The organism is Ruegeria sp. G10 (assembly GCF_056533645.1).
Window position 1 is genome coordinate 81,561 of sequence record NZ_JBQFOQ010000010.1, and the last position, 20,578, is coordinate 102,138.

21 protein-coding genes are annotated in these 20,578 nt (G+C 61.0%); 11 read left to right on the forward strand and 10 right to left on the reverse strand.

The window, feature by feature from the left end; all coding sequences use genetic code 11:
• Positions 1–47: 47 nt before the first annotated feature.
• From ACR0KM_RS16700 to ACR0KM_RS16720, 5 genes are all read left to right on the forward strand, one after another.
• Positions 48–1,658, forward strand: a complete 1,611-nt coding sequence (locus tag ACR0KM_RS16700; protein WP_480860428.1) for an FAD-dependent oxidoreductase — start codon at positions 48–50, stop codon at positions 1,656–1,658.
• A gap of 5 nt (positions 1,659–1,663) precedes the next feature.
• Positions 1,664–1,861 (forward strand): DUF2783 domain-containing protein, encoded by a 198-nt coding sequence (locus ACR0KM_RS16705; RefSeq protein ID WP_480734079.1) that lies wholly within the window; start codon positions 1,664–1,666, stop codon positions 1,859–1,861.
• Positions 1,862–1,866: 5 nt separating this feature from the next.
• Positions 1,867–2,409, forward strand: coding sequence for a VOC family protein (locus ACR0KM_RS16710; protein WP_480860430.1), 543 nt, complete (start codon positions 1,867–1,869; stop codon positions 2,407–2,409).
• A 7-nt stretch (positions 2,410–2,416) separates the two neighbouring features.
• Positions 2,417–3,055, forward strand: coding sequence for a maleylacetoacetate isomerase (maiA, locus tag ACR0KM_RS16715; protein ID WP_480860432.1), 639 nt, complete (start codon positions 2,417–2,419; stop codon positions 3,053–3,055).
• Positions 3,056–3,145: 90 nt separating this feature from the next.
• The gene (locus tag ACR0KM_RS16720; protein ID WP_480860435.1) at positions 3,146–3,478 is read left to right on the forward strand and encodes a DOPA 4,5-dioxygenase family protein; all 333 of its coding nucleotides are present in this window, start codon (positions 3,146–3,148) and stop codon (positions 3,476–3,478) included.
• Positions 3,479–3,580: 102 nt separating this feature from the next.
• On the opposite strand, the gene ACR0KM_RS16725 is transcribed toward ACR0KM_RS16720, so the two are convergent.
• Positions 3,581–5,209 (reverse strand): acyl-CoA synthetase, encoded by a 1,629-nt coding sequence (locus ACR0KM_RS16725; RefSeq protein ID WP_480860437.1) that lies wholly within the window; start codon positions 5,207–5,209, stop codon positions 3,581–3,583.
• 219 nt (positions 5,210–5,428) lie between these two features.
• On the opposite strand from ACR0KM_RS16725, the gene ACR0KM_RS16730 reads away from it, so the two are divergent.
• The 4 genes from ACR0KM_RS16730 (at position 5,429) to ACR0KM_RS16745 (ending at position 9,357) form a co-directional block, all read left to right on the forward strand.
• Positions 5,429–6,820 (forward strand): aminotransferase family protein, encoded by a 1,392-nt coding sequence (locus tag ACR0KM_RS16730; RefSeq protein WP_480824785.1) that lies wholly within the window; start codon positions 5,429–5,431, stop codon positions 6,818–6,820.
• Positions 6,821–6,975: 155 nt separating this feature from the next.
• The gene (locus tag ACR0KM_RS16735) at positions 6,976–7,791 is read left to right on the forward strand and encodes an ABC transporter substrate-binding protein (RefSeq protein WP_480824787.1); all 816 of its coding nucleotides are present in this window, start codon (positions 6,976–6,978) and stop codon (positions 7,789–7,791) included.
• Between the two features lies 1 nt (position 7,792).
• Positions 7,793–8,626 (forward strand): amino acid ABC transporter permease, encoded by an 834-nt coding sequence (locus ACR0KM_RS16740; RefSeq protein WP_480860440.1) that lies wholly within the window; start codon positions 7,793–7,795, stop codon positions 8,624–8,626.
• Positions 8,626–9,357, forward strand: coding sequence for an amino acid ABC transporter ATP-binding protein (locus tag ACR0KM_RS16745; RefSeq protein ID WP_480860442.1), 732 nt, complete (start codon positions 8,626–8,628; stop codon positions 9,355–9,357). The genes ACR0KM_RS16740 and ACR0KM_RS16745 overlap by 1 nt, the downstream gene beginning before the upstream one ends.
• A gap of 17 nt (positions 9,358–9,374) precedes the next feature.
• Here ACR0KM_RS16745 and ACR0KM_RS16750 read toward each other — a convergent pair whose 3' ends face one another.
• Genes ACR0KM_RS16750 through ACR0KM_RS16770 form a run of 5 tightly spaced genes read right to left on the reverse strand, consistent with a single transcriptional unit; the run spans position 9,375 to position 15,126 of the window.
• A complete protein-coding gene (locus ACR0KM_RS16750) occupies positions 9,375–10,385 on the reverse strand; it encodes an Ldh family oxidoreductase (protein WP_480860444.1) in 1,011 nt (336 codons plus the stop codon).
• Between the two features lie 13 nt (positions 10,386–10,398).
• Complete coding sequence (locus ACR0KM_RS16755) at positions 10,399–11,028, reverse strand: DUF3726 domain-containing protein (protein WP_480860446.1); 630 nt, start codon at positions 11,026–11,028, stop codon at positions 10,399–10,401.
• Complete coding sequence (locus tag ACR0KM_RS16760; RefSeq protein ID WP_480860448.1) at positions 11,025–12,710, reverse strand: hypothetical protein; 1,686 nt, start codon at positions 12,708–12,710, stop codon at positions 11,025–11,027. The genes ACR0KM_RS16755 and ACR0KM_RS16760 overlap by 4 nt, the downstream gene beginning before the upstream one ends.
• A complete protein-coding gene (locus ACR0KM_RS16765) occupies positions 12,707–13,684 on the reverse strand; it encodes a membrane dipeptidase (RefSeq protein WP_480860476.1) in 978 nt (325 codons plus the stop codon). The genes ACR0KM_RS16760 and ACR0KM_RS16765 overlap by 4 nt, the downstream gene beginning before the upstream one ends.
• The gene (locus tag ACR0KM_RS16770; RefSeq protein WP_480860450.1) at positions 13,684–15,126 is read right to left on the reverse strand and encodes an aldehyde dehydrogenase family protein; all 1,443 of its coding nucleotides are present in this window, start codon (positions 15,124–15,126) and stop codon (positions 13,684–13,686) included. Before ACR0KM_RS16770 ends, ACR0KM_RS16765 begins: the two co-directional genes overlap by 1 nt.
• Positions 15,127–15,226: 100 nt before the next feature.
• On the opposite strand from ACR0KM_RS16770, the gene ACR0KM_RS16775 reads away from it, so the two are divergent.
• Together ACR0KM_RS16775 and ACR0KM_RS16780 are read left to right on the forward strand one after the other, a co-directional pair.
• Positions 15,227–16,099 carry a LysR family transcriptional regulator gene (locus ACR0KM_RS16775; protein ID WP_480860453.1) on the forward strand — a complete coding sequence of 291 codons (873 nt, stop codon included), beginning with the start codon at positions 15,227–15,229 and terminating at the stop codon, positions 16,097–16,099.
• A 127-nt stretch (positions 16,100–16,226) separates the two neighbouring features.
• Entirely contained in the window at positions 16,227–16,643 is a 417-nt protein-coding gene (locus ACR0KM_RS16780) for a hypothetical protein (RefSeq protein ID WP_480860455.1), read from the forward strand.
• Here ACR0KM_RS16780 and ACR0KM_RS16785 read toward each other — a convergent pair.
• The 4 genes from ACR0KM_RS16785 to ACR0KM_RS16800 are packed head-to-tail and all read right to left on the reverse strand — an operon-like array spanning position 16,640 to position 20,475.
• A complete protein-coding gene (locus tag ACR0KM_RS16785) occupies positions 16,640–16,885 on the reverse strand; it encodes a MoaD/ThiS family protein (RefSeq protein ID WP_480824807.1) in 246 nt (81 codons plus the stop codon). The genes ACR0KM_RS16780 and ACR0KM_RS16785 overlap by 4 nt on opposite strands.
• Positions 16,878–19,133, reverse strand: a complete 2,256-nt coding sequence (locus tag ACR0KM_RS16790; RefSeq protein ID WP_480860458.1) for a xanthine dehydrogenase family protein molybdopterin-binding subunit — start codon at positions 19,131–19,133, stop codon at positions 16,878–16,880. Before ACR0KM_RS16790 ends, ACR0KM_RS16785 begins: the two co-directional genes overlap by 8 nt.
• On the reverse strand, positions 19,133–19,612 hold the full coding sequence (locus ACR0KM_RS16795; RefSeq protein ID WP_480824811.1) for a (2Fe-2S)-binding protein: 480 nt from the start codon (positions 19,610–19,612) through the stop codon (positions 19,133–19,135). The genes ACR0KM_RS16790 and ACR0KM_RS16795 overlap by 1 nt, the downstream gene beginning before the upstream one ends.
• Positions 19,609–20,475: an FAD binding domain-containing protein gene (locus ACR0KM_RS16800; RefSeq protein ID WP_480860461.1), complete on the reverse strand. Its 867-nt coding sequence runs from the start codon at positions 20,473–20,475 to the stop codon at positions 19,609–19,611. The genes ACR0KM_RS16795 and ACR0KM_RS16800 overlap by 4 nt, the downstream gene beginning before the upstream one ends.
• Positions 20,476–20,578: the final 103 nt, after the last annotated feature.

Consider the following 20,578-nt stretch of genomic DNA (forward strand, 5'->3'; position numbering starts at 1 on the left):
GACCGGATGAGGTGCGCCCGGCGCGCAGAACACTGGGGAGAGAGACCGTGAACAAGATATTCGAAGTTCCACTTTATGCCTACGAGGCCAGCCCGGACCAGTCGGCTTCGGCACCGGTTCGCCATCAGGTCATCGTCATCGGCGCAGGCCCCGTGGGTCTTGCCGCTGCCATCGATCTGGCCCAGCAGGGGGTCGAGGTTCTGGTGCTGGACGACAATGACAAGGTCAGCTTCGGCAGCCGCGCCATCTGTTTCGCCAAACGCCCGCTGGAAATTCTGGATCGTCTGGGCTGTGGCCAGCCGATGGTGGACAAGGGCGTTCTGTGGAACACCGGCAAGGTGTTCTTCGACGAACGCCAGGTCTATGAGTTCAACCTGCAGCCCGACAGCGGCGATCAGCGCCCGGCCTTCATCAACCTGCAGCAATATTACTTCGAAGAATATCTGGTCGACCGGGTCCGCGAATTGCAGGCCCAGGGCGCGCCGATCGAGATCCGCGGCCGCAACAAGGTCGAGGCGGTCGGCACCCATCACGACCACACCAAGCTTGAAGTCGAAACCCCCGAAGGGTCCTATACGGTCGAGGCCGACTGGGTGATCGCCTGCGACGGGGCCGCCTCGCCCATGCGCACCATGCTGGGCAAGGATTTCGTGGGCCGCGTGTTCGAAGACAACTTCCTGATCGCTGACGTGATCATGGAGGCGGATTTCCCCTCGGAGCGCTGGTTTTGGTTCGATCCACCCTTCAACAAGGGGCAATCGGCGCTACTGCACAAGCAACCCGACGGGGTCTGGCGCATCGATCTGCAACTGGGCTGGGACATCGACAAGGAACGTGAAAAGCGCCCCGAAAAAGTCATCCCCCGCCTCAAGGCGATGCTGGGCGAAGACGTTCAGTTCGAGCTGGAATGGGTCAGCATTTATACCTTCCAGTGCCGCCGGATGGAGCAGTTCCGCCATGGCCGCGTGATCTTTGCCGGCGACAGCGCCCATCAGGTCAGCCCGTTTGGCGCGCGCGGGGCGAATTCCGGTCTGCAGGACACCGACAACCTGTGTTGGAAGCTGAAACTGGTGATCGACGGCAAAGCGCCTGAATCGCTGCTGGACAGCTACGATACCGAGCGTATCCACGGTGCGGATGAGAACATCCTGAACTCGACCCGCTCGACCGATTTCATCACGCCGAAATCGCAGATGTCCCGGCTGCTGCGCGACGCGGTACTGGACCTGAGCGAGCATTATGATTTCGCCCGTCCCATGGTGAACTCGGGCCGGCTGAGCGTGCCTTGCGTCTATGACGGCTCACCGCTGAACTCGGCGGATGCGCTGAATGGCCCGGCCCAGACCCGCCCCGGCGCGCCCTGCCCCGATGCACCCTTGGGCGACGGTTTCCTGCTGTCGAAACTGGCCGGGCAGTTCACGCTGCTGACCATCGACGCCGATGCACCGGATGAGATTGAGGTCGACGGGGTCGTAGTCAAGCGCCTTGCGCTCTCGGTTAAGGACGACCTCACGCTGACGCTGAAGCGCCGCTATCTGGGCGATGCGACCAGCGCGGTCTACCTGATCCGACCCGATCAGCATGTGGCAGCGCGCCGCGACAGCTATGAAGAAAACGCATTCCGGCACGCGGTCCGCCGCGCCACCGGCAAGGAGTAAGCGATATGACCGATCTGATCCTGTCTCCCAACCTGACCCATGCGGATGATTTCTATGCCGACCTGCTGGCCGCCCATGAGGGTCTTGATAAAGCCGACAGCGACGCGCTGAACGCGCGGCTGGTGTTGGTGCTGGCCAACCACATCGGTGACAACGCCGTGCTGAAACAGGCGCTGGACGCCGCCGCGCTGAAACAAGGATAAGCGTTATGAAAATCGAACAGATTCACCACGTCGCCTATCGCTGCAAGGACGCGAAAGAGACCGTCGAATGGTATGGCAAGATGCTGAACATGGATTTCATTCTGGCGATTGCCGAAGACCATGTGCCCTCGACCCATGAACCCGATCCTTACATGCACCTGTTTCTGGATGCTGGAAACGGCAACGTTCTGGCCTTCTTTGAACTGCCCACCAAGCCCGAAATGGGCCGCGATCCGAACACGCCGATCTGGGTGCAGCACATTGCCTTCAAGGTGAAGGACCGCGACGAGTTGATCGCCTTCAAGGACCACCTCGAGGCCAACGGGGTCGAGGTTCTGGGCGTGACCGACCATTCGATCTTTCATTCGATCTATTTCTTCGATCCCAATGGCCATCGCGTCGAACTGGCCTGCCCGGACCCGGAAGAAGAGGCGATGCTGGCCCGGCTGGATTCGGTCAAATGGGATATGCTCGAGGAATGGTCGCGCACCAAGAAGGCGCCTCAGCACGCCGACTGGCTGCACGCCAAGGAACTGAGCAAGGGCTGATCGCTGAATGTCTGATGTGGTTCTCTATGACTACTGGCGATCCTCTGCCAGCTACCGGCTGCGGATCGCGTTGAATCTGGGGGGTATCACTTATCGCCCGGTGGTGGTCGATCTGGTCGGCGGGGCCCATCGCGGGCCCGAACATCTGGCGCGCAACCCGCAGGGCCTTGTGCCGGTGCTTGAGATTGACGGGCTGCGCCTGACGCAATCGCTGGCGATCCTCGACTATCTGGATGAGACCCGAGACATGGGCCTGCTGCCGCAAGACCCGGCCCGCCGGGCTGCGGCGCGGGCTTTGGCACACAGTATCGCGGTGGATATCCACCCGGTCTGCAACCTGTCGGTCGCGCGCCACGCGACCGCGCTGAGCGGCGGTGCAGGCGATATGCCCGGCGACTGGATGCGCCATTTCATCCGCCCGGGCCTGCTCGCCTTCGAGGCCCTGCTGGGCGGGTTCGACCAGACGCCGTTCTGCACGGGCGATACGCCCGGTCTGGCCGATATCTGCCTGATCCCGCAGCTCTACAACGCCCGCCGCTGGGAGGTCGATCTGTCCGACATGCCCCGCCTGCGGGCGGTCGAGGCCGTCTGTGCGGATCATCCCGCCTTTGCGGCGGCGCATCCGGATATGCACGCCCCCGCCTGAGGCTGCGCACAAAGTCTGTGTATCGGCGCGTGTGTGCAAAACCCGGCAACGGGCGTAAATTGGGTGCATCCGACACACGGGAGGTTCCCAATGCCAGAGATCACCGGCTATCACGCCCATGTCTATTTCGACGCCGAAACGCAGCAAACGGCGCAGCAGGTCTGCGAAGAGGCCGCACGCCTGTTCCCGGACGTGCAGATGGGTCGAATGCACGCCCGAAATGTCGGCCCGCACCCGCGCTGGAGCTGCCAGTTGGGATTCCCCGCTGCGGCGTTCGATCAGGTCTTTCCTTGGCTGATCCTGAACCGGAAGGGGCTGACAATCTTTACCCACCCGGAAACCGGCGATCATCTGACCGATCACCGCGACCGCGCCATCTGGATGGGTGAGATGCTGGAGCTTGATCTGTCGATCTTCGATTAAAAACCCTCGGAGGTTCTCTCGAGGTATTTTAGAACAAAAGAAGCAAGGCGTTACGCCTGAAGGTGCAGTAACGCCCAGCCACAGCAGGTCGGGTTGGCGGCGCTATGTCAGTGCGCGCGCCTCATCACGCAGGATGAATTTCTGGATTTTGCCCGTCGAAGTTTTGGGTAGCGCCCCAAAAACGACCGTCTTGGGCGCTTTGAAATGGGCCATGTGATCGCGGCAAAAGGCGATAATATCGGCCTCGCTTGCCTCCGCTTGCGGTTTCAGTTCGACAAAAGCGCAGGGCGTTTCGCCCCATTTCTCATCCGGTCGGGCGACCACGGCAGCTTCCATCACGGCGGGGTGTTTGTAGAGGGTATCCTCAACCTCAACGGACGAAATATTCTCACCGCCCGAAATGATGATGTCCTTGGACCGGTCTTTCAGCGCGATATAGCCATCGGGGTGCATCACCCCCAGATCACCCGAGGCAAACCATCCGCCTTTGAAGGCTTGGTCGGTCGCCTCGGCATTCTTGAGATAACCCTTCATGACGATATTACCCTGCATGAAGATCTCACCCATCGTTTCGCCATCGGCAGGCACGGGCTCCAGCGTTTCCGGGTCGGCCACCATCAGACCCGAGAGCGCCACATATTTGACGCCCTGACGGACTTTCAGCGCGGCGCGGTCTTCGGCCTCTTTGCTGTTCCATTCGTCTTTCCAGGCGCAGACAACGGACGGCCCGTAGGTTTCCGTAAGGCCATAGACATGGGTGACCTCGACCCCCATCCCCTCCATCGCTTCGATCACTTTGGCGGGCGGTGGCGCACCGGCGGTCATCACCTTGATCTGCTGGCTGAAATCCTTCAGATGATCGGGCGCGTTGGCCAGCATGTTCAGCACGATGGGCGCGCCGCAGAAATGCGTCACGCCTTCGTCGCGGAAGGCGCGATAGATCGGCTCGTCCCGCACGGCACGCAGGCAGATGGATGTGCCCGCATTGGCCGCCATGGTCCACGGAAAGCACCAGCCGTTGCAATGGAACATCGGCAAGGTCCATAGATAGACCGAATGCTGCGGCATCCCCCATGTCAGAATGTTCGACGTCGCGTTCAGCGCGGCCCCCCGGTGGTGATAGACCACACCCTTGGGGTTGCCGGTGGTGCCCGAGGTATAGTTCAGCGTGATCGCGTCCCATTCGTCGGCAGGCAGGGACCCGTCAAACTCGGGATCCCCTTCAGCCAGAAGCGCCTCATAGGTCAGGTCGCCCAGCCGTTCGCCACCATCAAAGCTGTGATCTTCGATGTCGATGACCAGCACATCATGATCCACGTGCGCCAGGGCTTGTTTCACAACCCCCGAGAATTCCGGGTCAACCAGCAGAACCTTTGCCTCGGCATGGTTGAGGACAAAGGCAATGATCGGCGCATCCAGCCGCGTGTTGATTGCATTCAGAACCGCCCCTGCCATGGGCACGCCAAAATGGGCCTCGTAGAGTTCGGGGATGTTGGCGGCGATTATCGACACCGTATCGCCCTGCCCCACCCCGTGGGCCCTCAACGCGCTGGCCAGACGGCGGCAACGCGCATAAGTCTGCGCCCAGGTATACCTACGATCGCCATAAACCACAGACGGATAGTCCGGATAAACCGCTGCCGTGCGTTCAATATAGCTTAACGGGGACAGCGGCGTGAAATTTGCCGGACCTTTGTCCAGATGCTGTTCATAGATGTTTGCGGCGCTCATCTGGTGCTCCTCCCAAACGCGACAGACTTGAGGTATTGAGCACAAAGATTACGGCAAAACAAACCCGTAATAATACGCGATTTTGATACACTGGCGCTATTCTATGGGTTAATCTGGCCCTACTGCGCGGGTCCCATTCGCGTTGATCTGCAGCATCACGTCACTGCGCGCCCGTCCGGGAGTTTGATTCCTGCGCGCCTTACCCTGAAAGGATATGTCATGGACGGCACGTTCAACGAAAACGATCTTTCGCGCATTGTCGAAGCCGACCGTGCGCATATCTGGCATCACCTGATCCAGCATAAGCCCTTTGAAACCAACGATCCCCGTATCATCGTCGAAGGCAAGGGCATGCGTGTCTGGGATCAGAACGGTAAAGAGCATCTGGACGCGGTCTCGGGCGGGGTCTGGACTGTGAATGTGGGCTATGGCCGCGAAACCATCTGCAAGGCCGTTTATGACCAGTTGATGAAACTGTGCTATTTCGCGCAATCCGCGGGGTCGATTCCGGGGTCGATTTTTGCTGAGAAGCTGATCAGCAAGATGCCGGGCATGAGCCGGGTCTACTACATGAACTCGGGGTCCGAGGCGAACGAGAAAGCGTTCAAGATGGTGCGCCAGATCGCGCACAAGAAGTACGGCGGCAAGAAGACCAAAATCCTGTACCGGGACCGTGACTATCACGGCTCGACCCTGGCGGCGATGTCGGCAGGTGGTCAGGACGAGCGCAACGCGCAATACGGCCCCTTTGCACCCGATTTCGTGCGCGTGCCCCATTGTATGGAATACCGCAAACACGAATTGGACGGCGCGCCCGAGGAAAACTTTGGTGAATGGGCCGCCGATCAGATCGAAGAGGTGATCCTGCGCGAAGGCCCCGATACCGTGGGCGCCCTGTGCCTTGAGCCTGTGACAGCCGGCGGCGGCGTGATCGAAGCACCCGAGGGCTATTGGCAGCGCGTGCAGGAGATTTGCGACAAGTATGACATCCTGCTGCATATCGACGAGGTGGTTTGCGGCGTAGGGCGCACCGGCACGTGGTTCGGCTATCAGCAATATGGTGTCAAACCGGACTTTGTGACTATGGCCAAGGGCGTCGCATCGGGTTACGCGGCGATTGCCTGCATGGTCACGACCGAGGAAATCTTTGACATGTTCAAAGACAACGCCGATGACCCGATGAACTATTTCCGCGACATCTCGACCTTTGGTGGCTGCACCGCCGGCCCGGCAGCGGCGATCGAAAACATGCGGATTATCGAAGACGAAAACCTGCTGCAGAACTGCACCGATATGGGCGCGCGGATGCGCGGTAACCTGCAGGCGCTGATGGAAAAGCACAAAGTCATCGGAGATGTGCGCGGCAAAGGGCTATTTCTTGGCGCTGAACTGGTTGCCGACCGCGCAAGTCGCGAGCCGGTGAACGAGAAGATGGCACAGGCCGTCGTCGCCGATTGTATGGCGCAAGGCGTGATCATCGGCGTCACCAACCGCTCGGTCCCCGGCAAGAACAACACGCTGTGCTTCTCGCCCGCGCTGATTGCGACACCGGACGATATCGACCAGATCACCGATGCCGTGGACGGCGCCTTGGGGCGGGTATTCGGCTAAGCAACCGGTCCAGGAAGACCTCTGCAGGCCCGCCGATCACCGGCGGGCTTTTGCGTCGCCTGAACCTTGCATCAGGTGGGTCAAAACCCGCGCTGGACAGTACCCGCGGGCAGAACTACCGTATCCGCAAAGCAATCCAGCAGGAGTTTCCAACGATGTCCAAGATACTCTCAATCGCGGCAGGTTCTGTGTTGTGCCTTTCAACAGCGGCCTTCGCAGATGGGCACTGTGCCGCTGGGAAAACTCTGACAGATGGCAAGCTGACCATCGCAACCGGCAACCCGGCCTACTACCCGTGGGTCATCGATGACACGCCCGAGTCCGGCGAAGGGTTCGAGGCCGCCGTCGCCTATGCGGTGGCTGCGGAAATGGGCTTTGACGCGGCGAATGTCGTCTGGGTCAGATCGTCGTTCGATGAAGCGATTCAACCCGGCGCCAAGGAATTCGACATCAACATGCAGCAATACTCGATCACGCCCGAGCGGGATCAGGTCGTCGACTTCTCAACCCCGTATTACACCGCGCCCATGGCGGTACTGGTCAGCCCCGGCGCGACCGATACGGCCCCGACGCTGGATGCGCTGAAAGGGTTGCAATGGGGTGCGGTCGGCACCACCACCGCCGTGCCGAAGCTGGCCAGCATCATTCAGCCCGACAGCGACCCACTGCTTTACGGTGACAATGCGGATGTGAATGCCGCGATGAGTGCAAACCAGATCGACGCGGCGTTGTTCGATCTGCCAACCGCGTTGTTCCTGAGCGCGGTGATGATCGAAGGATCAAAGGTCATCGGTCAGTTTCCAGCGGATGAAAGCGACAACCCCGATCAGTTCGGCATGTTGATGGAAGAGGGAAACCCGTTGAAGGAATGCGTCGATCAGGCGTTGGCCGCTTTGGCCACCAGCGGTGCACTGGCCGAGATCGAGGCCAAGTGGTTGCAGGATTCAACCGGTGTCCCGCTGATCAAGTGACATGAGCAATCAAAAGGCGGGCGGGATGACCCGCCGGGAACGTTATGAGGCGCAACAGCGCCGCAGGTCTTTGGTGATCGCGGCAACCAGCACGATCACCGTGATTGCGGCTTTGTATGTCCTTGTGCCTCTGGCCCCCGGCTGGGCCAAAGTCCAACAGAGCTTTTTCAATGGTGAAGTTCTGGTCAAAACCTTCCCGAAGCTGCTTGAAGCGTTTCGGATCAACGTGATGATCTTTGCATGGTCGGCACCGGCCATCGCCATTCTTGGCCTGCTGATTGCGCTGGCGCGCGACGTCAAATCCCCGGCCCTGTTTCCGTTGCGCATTTTCGGGGCCGCGTTTACCGACGTTTTTCGGGGTGTTCCTGTCATCCTGACAGTTTACTTGATCGGGTTCGGCATTCCGGGCCTCGGGCTGCCGCGTCCGTGGAACTCGCCCTATATCTGGGGCACGCTGGCCCTTGTGTTGACTTACTCGGCCTATGTTGCCGAAATCTTCCGATCCGGCATCGACAGCGTGCACCACAGCCAACGCGCCGCAGCCCTGTCGCTGGGTCTGTCCGAGCGGCAGGTGATGCGCGATGTCGTCCTGCCGCAAGCGATCCGCAACGTGGTGCCGTCACAAATGAACATGCTGATTGCCCTGCAAAAAGACGTCTCGTTGCTCAGTTTCATCGGACCGGTCGAGATCTTTCGGCAGGCCGGTGTGTTTAAATCCCTTCTGGCCAATTTTACGCCATATGTCGGGGCCGCGATCATCTTTCTGATCGTCACAATTCCGGCCACGCGTTATGCCGACCACCTGATGGCGCGCCAGACGCGAGAAAGGCGCTGATGCCCAAACTGGAACTTCGCGGCGTCGTGAAACGCTTTGGTGACCGCACAGTCTGCGATGGCATCGACCTGACTGTGGAAGAGGGTCAGATGGTCTGCCTGATCGGTGCGTCCGGGTCCGGCAAATCCACCCTGCTGCGGTGCATCAACCTGCTGGAACCGATCGAGGACGGAGCGATCTTTCTGGATGGCGATGATATTGCGATACCCGGCCTAAACCCGCAATCCATCCGCGCCCGGATCGGGATCGTATTTCAAAGCTTCAATCTGTTCCCGCACATGACAGCGCTGGACAACGTCCTGCTCGCCCCGCGCCGGGTTCGTGGCCTCTCGCGCGCCGACCTGCTGCCCGAGGTTGAGGCTCTGTTCAACCGGTTCGGGCTTGCAGATCGGATGCAGCACTATCCCGATCAGTTGTCGGGTGGGCAGCAACAGCGGGTCGCAATCGTCCGGGCGCTGGCCATGCAGCCCGAAGTCATGTTGTTTGATGAGATCACTTCGGCGCTTGATCCCCAGCTTGTGGGCGAAGTCCTGGATGTTCTGTTGGCGCTGAAACAGCAGGGTATGACGATGGTGATGGCCACCCATGAGATGGGTTTCGCCCGTGAAGCCGCAGACAAGGTCTGTTTTCTGGACGGCGGGCGGATCATCGAAGAAGGTCCGCCCGCTGTGCTGTTCGAAAAACCGACACATCAAGCGACCAGCGCCTTTCTGGCCCGCGCGCTGAAATAGATCGTCCCGCGCCGGCGCTATTTTAGCATGGCCTCAATCCGAGTCAGCGTGGCAACGTTCACAGCGACCCCTTGCTCGGCTGCCCGCTGCCGACAACCACGACGCCCGTCACCAGGAAGATGCGCATGTTCTTGACCACGGATTGCCGCGACAAGCTGGCCAATTCCGTCTGCAAAATCGCCGGTCCCGGTCGCCTCGGGGTCAATTGCGATAAAGAACTGACCGGTCTTCGGCGGCCCTCCGGCCGTGCCCGAAAACGGTGAGGCATGGATACCCAGCGTCGCCCCGGTCAGCGCTGCAGCAAGCACTTCGGTCAAGAGCGCCACGCCGACGCCTTTGTATCCACCCGAAGGGGCCATCGACCCCTTGAGCCCCACTGCCGGGTCAGTCGTTGGATTGCCCTCGGCGTCCAGCGCCCAGCCGACCGGGATCGGTTTTCCCTCGCGCGCGTGTTTCATCACCTCGCTTTTTGCGATCGTGCTGGCGCTCTGGTCGATCAATAAGGCGGGTTGGCCATCGTCGCCGGGGACGGCTATTGAAAACGGGTTGGTCCCGACAACCGGCTTGGCACCACCGGACGGCGCAATCGAGGCTGGCGCGTTGGTGAACCCAAGCCCCACAAGGCCTGCCTGCGCCAGCCGGAAGGTATGATATCCCAGCACACCGCAATTATAGCTGTTTCGGATCGCCAATGCCGCGACACCTTGCGCGCGCGCCGCAGGGATCAGCGCCTCGAATCCCGCATCAATGGCCGCGTGAGCAAAACCGGTGGCTGCATCGACAGTCACCACACCGGGGCGCGGCTGCGAGAGTTTTGGGCTGGCCAGACCATCCACCTTTCCGCACTGAACATGTTCGCAATAGATCGGAATGTACGCCAGACCGTGGCTTGCTACCCCGTCCGCTTCGGTCGCGGCCGTCGCCAGCGCCAAGGGTCGCGCGTTTTCCGGGCTTGTTCCTGCGGCCACCAGCGCGCGGAACGACAAATCCTCGATTTCAGCCAGGGTCAGGGTGCGGGTTTCGATCATATCAATCTCTCATTCAGTCATTGTCGGACAGGCCCGCCCCGGCCCCCAACAGCCGAGACTCTTCGGTGGCGGGCGCATATGTGCGATGGGCATATCGGTTGAGCGCGGCCCAACTGGCCGGGTCCGGGACCGCGCGGGTCGCCTGCGGCCGAGGCGTGCCAAGCTGGCCGCCCAAGGCGATCTCGGCATGATCGGCAAGCAGGGGCCAGTCGCGCTCGATTGCAAGCCTCTCGCCATCGGTGGCGGCCTTGCACAGGTCGGATGTTACCGTGATCACCGCCTTCCGGGCACGCGCCGCAGACGCGGCAAAAGGCATCAGCAAGACCGGCACCGCAAGGTTTCGGATGCGGATCGGTCCGGCACTCAGCAGGGCCGAGCGGTCAGAAAGCACCGCGCCCGCGAAGATCGGGCACAGCACCCCATGCCCTTGCCAATCCATGCCATTGGATGCCGGTCGGTGATCCTGTAGCGAGGCCGCCAGATCTTGCTGCAACACTTGGGTCAAAGCATTTGCGCCATCCAACCCTTGCGCACAGAGCCAGCGGGTGGCCTTGCCTGCCTCCTCGGCAAGGCCCCACGGGTAACCTGCACCGCGTGCCGCACGCTTGGCCGTGGCTTCAACCTCGTTGAGCGACCGGGTCACTGCGCGCGCTCCGGGTAAACCCAATGATCGGCGGTCTGATCCGTCAGTTCTTCGGGATAGGGCGCCCCGGCGTACATACAGATACGCACCCACCTGTCCGATCGCGGATCAAAGTGCGTAGCCCCAAAAAACGACAACTTGGCCCGCAGCATATCAATTGGCAGCAAATCAGCGCTGATCGTGTTGTCGCGAATCTCGCCATAGGGCGCGAAACGGCTCATTTGCGCGCGACGGATTGTGTGGCGATGTTCGGGGTGGTCCAGCAGGACATCGGCGATCGGGGCGGTTTCCGGCCATTGCGAAAGCAACCTGTCAGCCAAAGCCGCATCCCGGGCCGGGGCCAACGGCTGCTCATACTCGGCGATTGGCTCATCAAACCGCTCGCCCAGCCGGGGTTCCAGCTTTTCTTCCGAGACATACCAAGCACGCCCGCAATGCGCGGGTGCGCTCCAATCCAGATCAAGTGCCCAGCCGAAACTGGTTCGGATCAGGTCGCGCACCTCGGCAACGGTCATGCCACCGTCTATGACATGCGCGGCGCTGTTGCTGTCTGCCATGCAACAGGTCAACCCATCGACCAGATCGCCGTACGGCTCCAGTATCAGCGAAGCCAGCAGTTCCTGCCCCTCTTCGCTCAGCGCCTCCTGTGACCAGAGGATCAGGCGATCCCATGGGGAATCTTCGGCCAGATCTGCCCCGTCCATATAGGCAGAGATGGCGCGCAGGTCTGCGTCCAACGCGGCAAGCTTTTCGATCTGGGCGGGATGCTCAGAGCGCCACCATGAAGCTGAAAGCTTGCTGCGTTCAAACAGGTCGCGGAAACAGGTTGTTTCGGCCTCTGATGCCGTTTTCACCGACCGGACGCGCGCGATGGCCTCTTCGCGGACCATGATCCAGTTGTTGAACAGAATGGGGTGGTTGACGATGAATGGGGCCATTCCCAGCCCTGTTGAATTGCCGATCCCCAACCAGCGCGCGATATCCGGATCAAGCCGCGCGGTTCGGGCGCCGCCCTTGGCGTGCGCCATGTGCTGCACCAGATCACGCACGAAGGTTCGGGTCAGGTACACCGACAGCATCTCGGCCTGAAACGGCGCGCTGACCTCATCCCGATCCGCGATCTTTTCACGATCCGCCGCGCCGAATTTGCCCGAGCCATAGACGGCCGTGGTCCTCATCAGGTAGCCGACCTTGTATATCTGTTCGAGGTCCGGCTGCCGACCAGCGGCCAGACAATCCACCACATGCGCCCACAAACGCACCGAGCGGTTGGCGCGCGACAGCGACAACTCGCGCTCACTTACGCGCCCAGCCTCTTGCAGCGGCACGTTCCGGGATAAACGATCAATGTCCTGTGCGCTGGGGATGCCATCGAACAGCGCAAAGGTCGCGTCCCAGGCTTCGGCAATCACCCGGTCCGAGCGCTGCTCGGGAGGCAGATCATGGGCGAACGCCACCAGCGAATAGGCGCGCTGGGGCCCTTGCGCGGTGTAGACAGCATGGCCAACACCCTTGTCATCAATCTCAAAGACCGGCCGGGTGAAAGTCCAGCGCTCGGCGGCCATCCGGCGGGTCAGTTGCCGCATGAAGCTGAGCCGACACTGATGCAGCGACCCCAACCGCGACAGGCGCATCACCATGCCGGGATCGCGGCGCGCGATATGAGGGCTTTGGTCGCTCATTCGCCCTGAGGCCCGAAATTGTCTGAGAAGAAGCGATACCAGTTTCCGCCCATAATGCCCGCGACCTCGTCGGCATTCATGCCGGTTGCGCGCAGACCCTCCCTGATCCTGCCGAAATCGCGGTTATCCTGAAACCACTTGGGCATCGGAGGAAACCCGGGGGCCGAGGCCGAGCCTTCGCCATAGTCGATTTCTTTCGTCCAGCGCCCGACGCGCATCCATTCCACCACACTGTCGGGCTGGTCCTGACACAGGTCGGTACCAATCCCCAAATGCTGGACCCCATATGTGTCTGCTGTACGGGCAATCATGTCGCAGAAACTCTCCAACGTGCAGTCGGACTTGTCTTTCAAGTGATGAGGATAGACCGAAAAGCCCAACATCCCACCGTTTTCCGTAACCGCACGGATCACCGCATCGCGCTTGTTGCGCAAGGCGGGGGCCCAGTCATGTGGATTGGCGTGTGTAATGGCGATCGGACGCTCAGACAATTCGGCGGCCTCGATGGTCGAGCGGTCTGCGGAATGGCTCATGTCGATCACAAGGCCGACGCGGTTCATTTCCCTGATCACCTGCTTGCCCATGCGGGTGATGCCTGTGTCCTCAGCCTCATAGCAGCCGGTCGCCAGCAGCGATTGGTTGTTATAGGTCAGCTGCATGAAGCGCGCGCCCAGATCGTGCAGGATTTCAACCAGCCCGATGTCATCTTCGATCGGAGAGGGGTTCTGGAACCCGAAGAACACAGCCGTCCGTCCGGTTGCGCGGGCCCTGTCGATATCAGTGGCCCAACGACCTTTCATGATCAGGTCCGGGTATTGCTCAAACCAGCGGTTCCATTTCTCGAAGTTCAAAACCGTTTCGCGGAAATTTTCATGATAGGCGATGGTGACATGGATCGCGTCTACGCCCCCTTCGCGCAGTTGGCGGAAAATCTTCTCCGACCAGTTGGTATATTGCAGCCCATCAATCAGCATCACACCGGGCCCGCGCTGATATAGGCGGTTTTGACGGTCGTGTAGAATTCTGCCGCCGCTTTACCCTGTTCACGCGGCCCATAGGAACTGTCGCCACGCCCGCCAAAGGGTACGTGATAGTCCGTGCCAGCGGTGGGCAGGTTCACGGTGACGACGCCCGTGCGCGCATTGCGGCGGAAATGGGTCGCGCGGGCCAGCGATGTGGTCACGATGCCCGAAGTCAGGCCAAAACGGGTGTCATTGACCACGCTCAGCGCCTCGTCATAGCTGCCGACCTTGATGACGCTGGTCAGCGGCGCGAACATTTCTTCCCGATTGATGCGCATCTCGTTGGTCGTATTCAGGAATACGCCCGGCGACATATAGAACCCGTCATGAGGCATTTCGAGCCGCCGCCCGCCGCAGGCCAGCTCGGCCCCCTCGGAAATGCCCAGATCGACATAAGCAAGGTTCTCGGTCAACTGCTGCTGGCTGACAACCGGGCCCATCTGAGTGCCCTCCTCCAACGCATGACCGACCTTCATCGCCTGCGCGCCCGCAACCAGTTTTTCGACAAAGGCATCGTGAATGCCCTCATGCACCACAAGGCGCGACGAGGCGGTGCATTTCTGCCCAGTCCCTCCAAATGCGCCGCCCAGCGCAAGCGTTACCGCCAGATCCAGATCCGCATCATCCATCACGGCCAACGCGTTCTTGGACCCCATCTCCATCTGTACTTTGGTCAGGTTCTGAATCGCCGCAGCGGCAATCCCCTTACCCACCGGCACAGAGCCGGTGAAAGTGATCGCGTTGACCTTTGGGCTTTCCACCAGGCGCTGACCAATGCTGCGCCCCGACCCCATCACAAGACTGAACAGGCCCTTCGGAATGTCCTGCCGCGCGATGATCTCGGTCAGTGCCACAGCCGAAGCGGGCGTGATGTTGGCGGGTTTCCAGACCACCGCATTGCCATAGCAAAGGGCGGGCGCGATCTTCCACGACGCGGTGGCGGTGGGGAAATTCCACGGGCTGATAATGGCAACCACACCGACGGCTTCACGCCGAACATCGATCTCGATATCGGGGCGGACCGAATCCGCGTTCTCTCCGATCTGGCGCAGGCATTCGGCGGCGTAATAGGTAAAGAACTGACCGGCGCGGAACACCTCGCCCTTGCCTTCGGCCAGCGGCTTGCCCTCTTCGCGGCTGAGCAGCGTACCCAGCTCTTCAGCGCGAGCCATCATCTCGGTGCCGATGGCGTTCAGGACGGCCTGCTTACGCTCCAGCCCGTAGGCGGCCCATTCAGCCTGCGCAATCCGCGCCTGATCCAGCGTCGCGTCAAGCTGGTCTGCACTGGCCTGGGCGAACATGCCGACCAGATCGCTCAGATCCGATGGATTGCGGTTCTCAATTTCGCTTTCACCCGCCAGCCATTCACCAGCGATCAGGTTCAGTTTGGTCACATTGCGCCCCAGAGTCAGAATTTACCCCGCGCAGGATGGATTCCTTTGATCACATCAGTCAAACTCGAATAATTGAAGCCAAATTCAGGAAAATTGAAATTTGACACTGAAACTGGAAATGCTGCGGTGCTTTTGCACAGTTGCCCAGACCGGCAATCTGGCCGAAGCAGCAGACCGGCTGGGCCGCACGCAATCCGCGCTGTCAATGAAGCTGAAACAGATGGAAGACCATCTGGGCAAGAAGCTGTTCGAAGGCGAGCGCAAAAACCGACTGTCCGCGCTGGGAGAGCAGGTGTTTGATCTGGCCCTGCAACAAGTTCGTCAATTCGACCAGACAATCCAGAATATCGAGGCCGCTGCCCATGCGGATCAGGGTCTGATCCGTATCGTCTCGGTCCCGTCGGTGGGCGCGCTGCTGTTTCCCAGGCTGCTGGAACACATGACCACACAATGTCCCGGAGTGCAGGTTGAACTGCGCGATACCGACACGCAGCAGGTACTGGACGCCTTGACCAGCGATCAGGCGGATATCGGCATCGCCTCGGGGCTGCATGCTTTGAACGGGGTCCGCGCCATGCCGCTGTTTGAAGATGCCTTTGGCCTCGTGACAGCCTCGGAACATGCGCTGATCACGCAAAAAGTCCCACCGACCATTGCGGATCTGCAAGCCGCATCCTTTATCCGCAACCCGCTATGCGATCTGATCCAGACCCCTGAATTCGCGGCGAAAACCGACACTGCCGAGGTCACTGTGCACAACACCCACTCGTTGATCACGATGGTGCGGTCGGGCCACTGGATCACGGTCCTGCCGCAGACAGTGGCTGAATTCCTGCCCGCAGACGTCGCCTTCCGCCCGATTGCCGATCTGAGCGACAAACGGCAGGTGTATCTCTATCTCAGGGAACGCACCCGCTTTCCCACGCTGACCGAAATCTGTAGCCAGTTCATTCTTTCGGATAGCTGGCCCTGAGCGCCGGGTTCACGCGTCACTTCGCACATTCTCTCGCCGGGCTGTGAGCAAGCTTTATTGGGCAAGAGACACCGCCGCTCCCATCTCATTCTCAGGCCCAAAAGTGGTGCAAGAGATAGGAGAGATGATGAAACAGCCCATCCATACATATCTGTCCGCGCTGGTTGTTTTGCTGGCCGGGCAAGCCGCACACGCACAACATGTGACGGCCGTTCAGCCATTCGGGCACAAAACTGTCCCGGCGTTCGACGTCGCGCTTCACGAGGCTTCGGCCCCGCGTATCAACCGGTATCACGCCGTCGCCGTGAGCCCGGCGCAAGTCGACCTTCCGGTCGTCAAAGCGAACGTTCACAAGCCGAAGCTCAAGCTGAAGATCTACAAGAAGCCAAAGCTAAAGATTTACAAGAAACCAAAGGTGAAAAAGCAATACTATCACCCTGCGTTCAAGCACCCCAAATATCGGGCGCACAAACTGCAGCTAAAGCACAAAGGTTTCCGCACGCCTCACTACCGCTATTCACCCAAGCGGTTCCGCAGGTACTAACCACCGCGCAGGCGTTGCATCAGATAAACCTCTGCCCCTTCGGGGATCGGTTCGGTTAACCCACTGGCGATGACGCGCCCATCAATCGCGATCGAGACACCCGCATCAATCGGGGCCTGCAATTGCGGATGGGCGCGCACCAATGCACCAAGCAGTTCACCGGTGGTTTGGGCCTCGACCTCGACCACCTGCTGGCCCCCGGTCAAAGAACGGAGGCCGGACCAGAGGTGGACCTCAACCATTGTCCTTGAGCGCCGCGAGGATGCGCGGCGGAGACATCGGAAGTTGCTTCATCCGCACGCCCGCCGCGTTGGACACTGCATTGGCGATGGCGGCCAACGGGGGCACGATGCCCGTCTCGCCCACACCGCGCACGCCGAACGGGTGGCCGGGGTTGGGAACCTCGACAATCACCGTGTCGATCATCGGCAGGTCGCTGGCGACCGGTATACGGTAGTCAAGGAAGATCGAGTTCTGCAGGCGACCATCCTCGCCATAGATATATTCCTCGTTCAGCGCCCAGCCGATGCCTTGCGCGGCACCGCCCTGATACTGGCCTTCGACATAGGTGGGGTGGATCGCCTTGCCCGCATCCTGAATGACGGTGTAGCGGGTGATCGAGGTCTTGCCGGTTTCCGGATCGACCTCGGCATCGACGATATGGGTGCCGAAGGACACGCCTGCGCCCTCGGGGGTCGCTTCGAAGTGGCCGGAAATCGGCCCCCCCGTCGCGCCCATATTGGCGGTAATATCCGCCAGCGGCAACGGATCGAAATCGCCTGCGTTGGGGCCCGAAGGCACCGCACAGCCGTTTTCCCATTTTACCGCATCCACTGGAATGCCCCACTTGGCAGCGGCGCGTTCACACAGGCGTTCAACCGCGTGTTTGGCCGCCTTGATGGTCGCCAGACCTGAGGCATAGGTCACCCGGCTACCGTGGCTGACGTCGTTGTATCCCAGTGTCGCGGTGTCGGCGACAGTGACCCGGATGTTCTCATAGGGAATACCCAACACCTCAGCCGCCATCAGCGCCATCGACGCGCGCGAGCCGCCGATATCCGGCGTGCCCACCATAACCTGCGCCGAGCCATCCTCGGACAGGGCCAGCGACACGGATGTTTCGCCCCCGTGGTTGAACCAGAACCCGCAGGAGATGCCGCGTCCCTGCCCCGGTTTCAGAGGGGCCGAATAGTGCGGATGCGCTTTGGCCGCTTCCAGTGTTTCGACCAGACCGATGCGTTCATAGGTCGGGCCATAGCTGGCCTTGGTGCCCTCATGCGCGGCGTTTTTCAGGCGCACATCAACCGGATCGAGGCCCAGCTTGTTGCACAACTCATCCAGCACGGATTCCACGGCAAACGCACCCATTGGCGCACCGGGCGCGCGATACGCCGCCTGTTTCGGGCGATTGGCCAACACATCATAGCCGACCTGCCGCACATTGGTCAGGTTATAAGGCGCAAAGGCGCACATGGCGGTCATGTCGCCCGGAGCGCCGGGGAAAGCCCCACCCTGCAGGCGGAAGATGCCCTGAGCGGCAGTGATCGTGCCGTCTTTCTTCATGCCGATTTTGATATCCATCGACGCGGATGAGGTCGGCCCCGTGGCCCGGAACACCTCGGACCGGCTCATCACGACCTTGACCGGGCGGTTCGCCTTGCGGCTGAGCGCCAGCGCAACCGGCTCGATGAACACGGTGGTCTTGCCGCCAAAACCGCCACCGATCTCGGATGCGGTGACACGCAGTTGCGAGGTTTCGATGCCCAGAAGCGCAGCGCAGGTTTTCTGTGCGATCCAGTGGCCTTGCGTGGTGCACCACAGCTCTCCCTTACCGTCATTGCCCATCGCGGCGAGACAGGCATGGGGTTCGATATAGCCCTGATGGGTGGCCTCAGTCGTAAAGCTGTCTTCGATGACCAGATCGGCCTCGGCGAAACCGGCCTCGACGTCGCCATGCCCGCTTTCGTGATAGCGCACGACGTTGGGGTGCATCCCTTCCGGCACGGAATAGTCCGCAGCACCTTCGCGGATCACGGGGGCGTCCGGGGCCATCGCCTCGTCGACATCGGTGACGTGCGGCAGAACCTCGTATTCGACCTCGATCAGTTTCAACGCGTCGCGCGCGGCCAGCGCCGAGGTAGCCGCAACCGCTGCCACCGCGTGGCCGTCATAAAGCGCCTTCTCCCCCGCCATGACGTTTTCCAGCACGTTCCAGAACTCGCCTTCCAGACCGGGCAGGAATGGTACATCGGCGAAATCGGCGCGTGTGACGACGGCCTTGACGTCCTTGTGGGCCTCAGCTTTTGAGGTATCGATTTTCACGATCCGCGCATGCGCATGGGGCGACCGCAGAATGGCCCCGTGCAACATCCCCGGCGCATAGGCATCCGCGCCGAATTTGGCGCGGCCTGTGACCTTGTCCAGACCATCCGGTCGGTCGGGGCGTGTGCCCACAAATGTGAAGTCGGATTTACGATCGTCCAGAGCCATTATGACGCCTCCCGCATCTCTGCCGCCGTGTCCATTACGGCGCGAATGATCTTGTCGTATCCGGTGCAGCGGCAGAGGTTACCTGCCAGCCAATACCGGGTTTCCTCTTCGGTGGGGTTCGGGTTTTTCTCAAGCAGCGACTTGGCCGCCACCAGAATGCCCGGCGTGCAGATGCCGCATTGCAGGGCAGCGTATTCGATCATCTTTTTCTGCAACGGATGCAGGACGTCGCCATCCGCAATGCCTTCGACGGTTTCGATGTCCTTGCCCTCGGCCTCGGCCCCCAGCATCAGGCAGGAACAAACCAGACGACCATCGACAGTCACCGAACACGCGCCGCAATCGCCGGTGCCGCAGCCCTCTTTCGCGCCGGTCAGATTCAGCTTGTCGCGCAGACAATCCAGCAGGGTTTCGCGCGGATCACAAAGGTATTCGACCGCGTCCCCGTTTACGGTGGTGGATACGTGAATCTTGCTCATGCTTGCTCTCCCTTCGCGCGGGCATAGGCGATTTTCGCAGCGCGCTTGGCCAGAACACCGGCCACTTCAGTGCGGAACGCTATGGTGCCGCGTTTGTCATCAATCGGGCTGCACGCGGCCGAGGCCGCAGCGGCCAGCGCGTCCAGTGCAGCGTCATCCAGCGTGCTGCCGATGATCGCCTTGGCACAGTCCTCAACCAGCAAGACGGTGGGCGCCACCGCCCCCAGCGAGACTCGGGCCTCGGTGACCGTGTCACCGTCCAGGCGCAGGCTGACGCCAACGCCGACCACGGCGATATCCATCTCGGTCCGCGGGATGAACCGCAGATAGGCATCGCCCGCGTTGTCTCCGCGCGCCGGGATGTTCACGGCCGAGATCACCTCGCCCTTTGCCAGCGAGGTCTTGCCGGGGCCGGTCGGGATGTTCTCAACAGCGACCTCGCGGGTACCATCGGGCCCGGTCACGGTGACCGTCACGCCGGCCGCAACCATCGCAGGCACCGAATCCGCTGCAGGAGAGCCATTGCACAGGTTGCCGGTCAGCGTCGCCCGCCCCTGCACCTGAGTCGAGCCGATCAGGTCCATCGCCTCGACCACGCCGGGCCAGTCGCGGCCCAGTTCGGCGTGTTCGCTCATCTCGGCACCGGTGACGGCGACGCCGATCGTCCAGCTGCCATCGGCATTGTGGGTGATGTCGCTGACACCTTCGATCTTCTTGATGTCGATCAGCGTATCGGGGGTCACCAATTCCGAGCGCAGCTGCACCAGCACATCGGTGCCGCCGGCCAGAAACCGCGTGATACCCGTTGCGTTTGTTGCCAGAGCCGACGCCTCGGCGAAGCTGGCGGGGCTGTGATAGTCCATGAAAATACCTCGCACCTGTTGATCAGGATAGACTGGGGTTTGACCGGGACGTTAGTGCAGCAAACCCGCCGCGTCCATGGCTGGAGCGACCAATTTTTGTGAA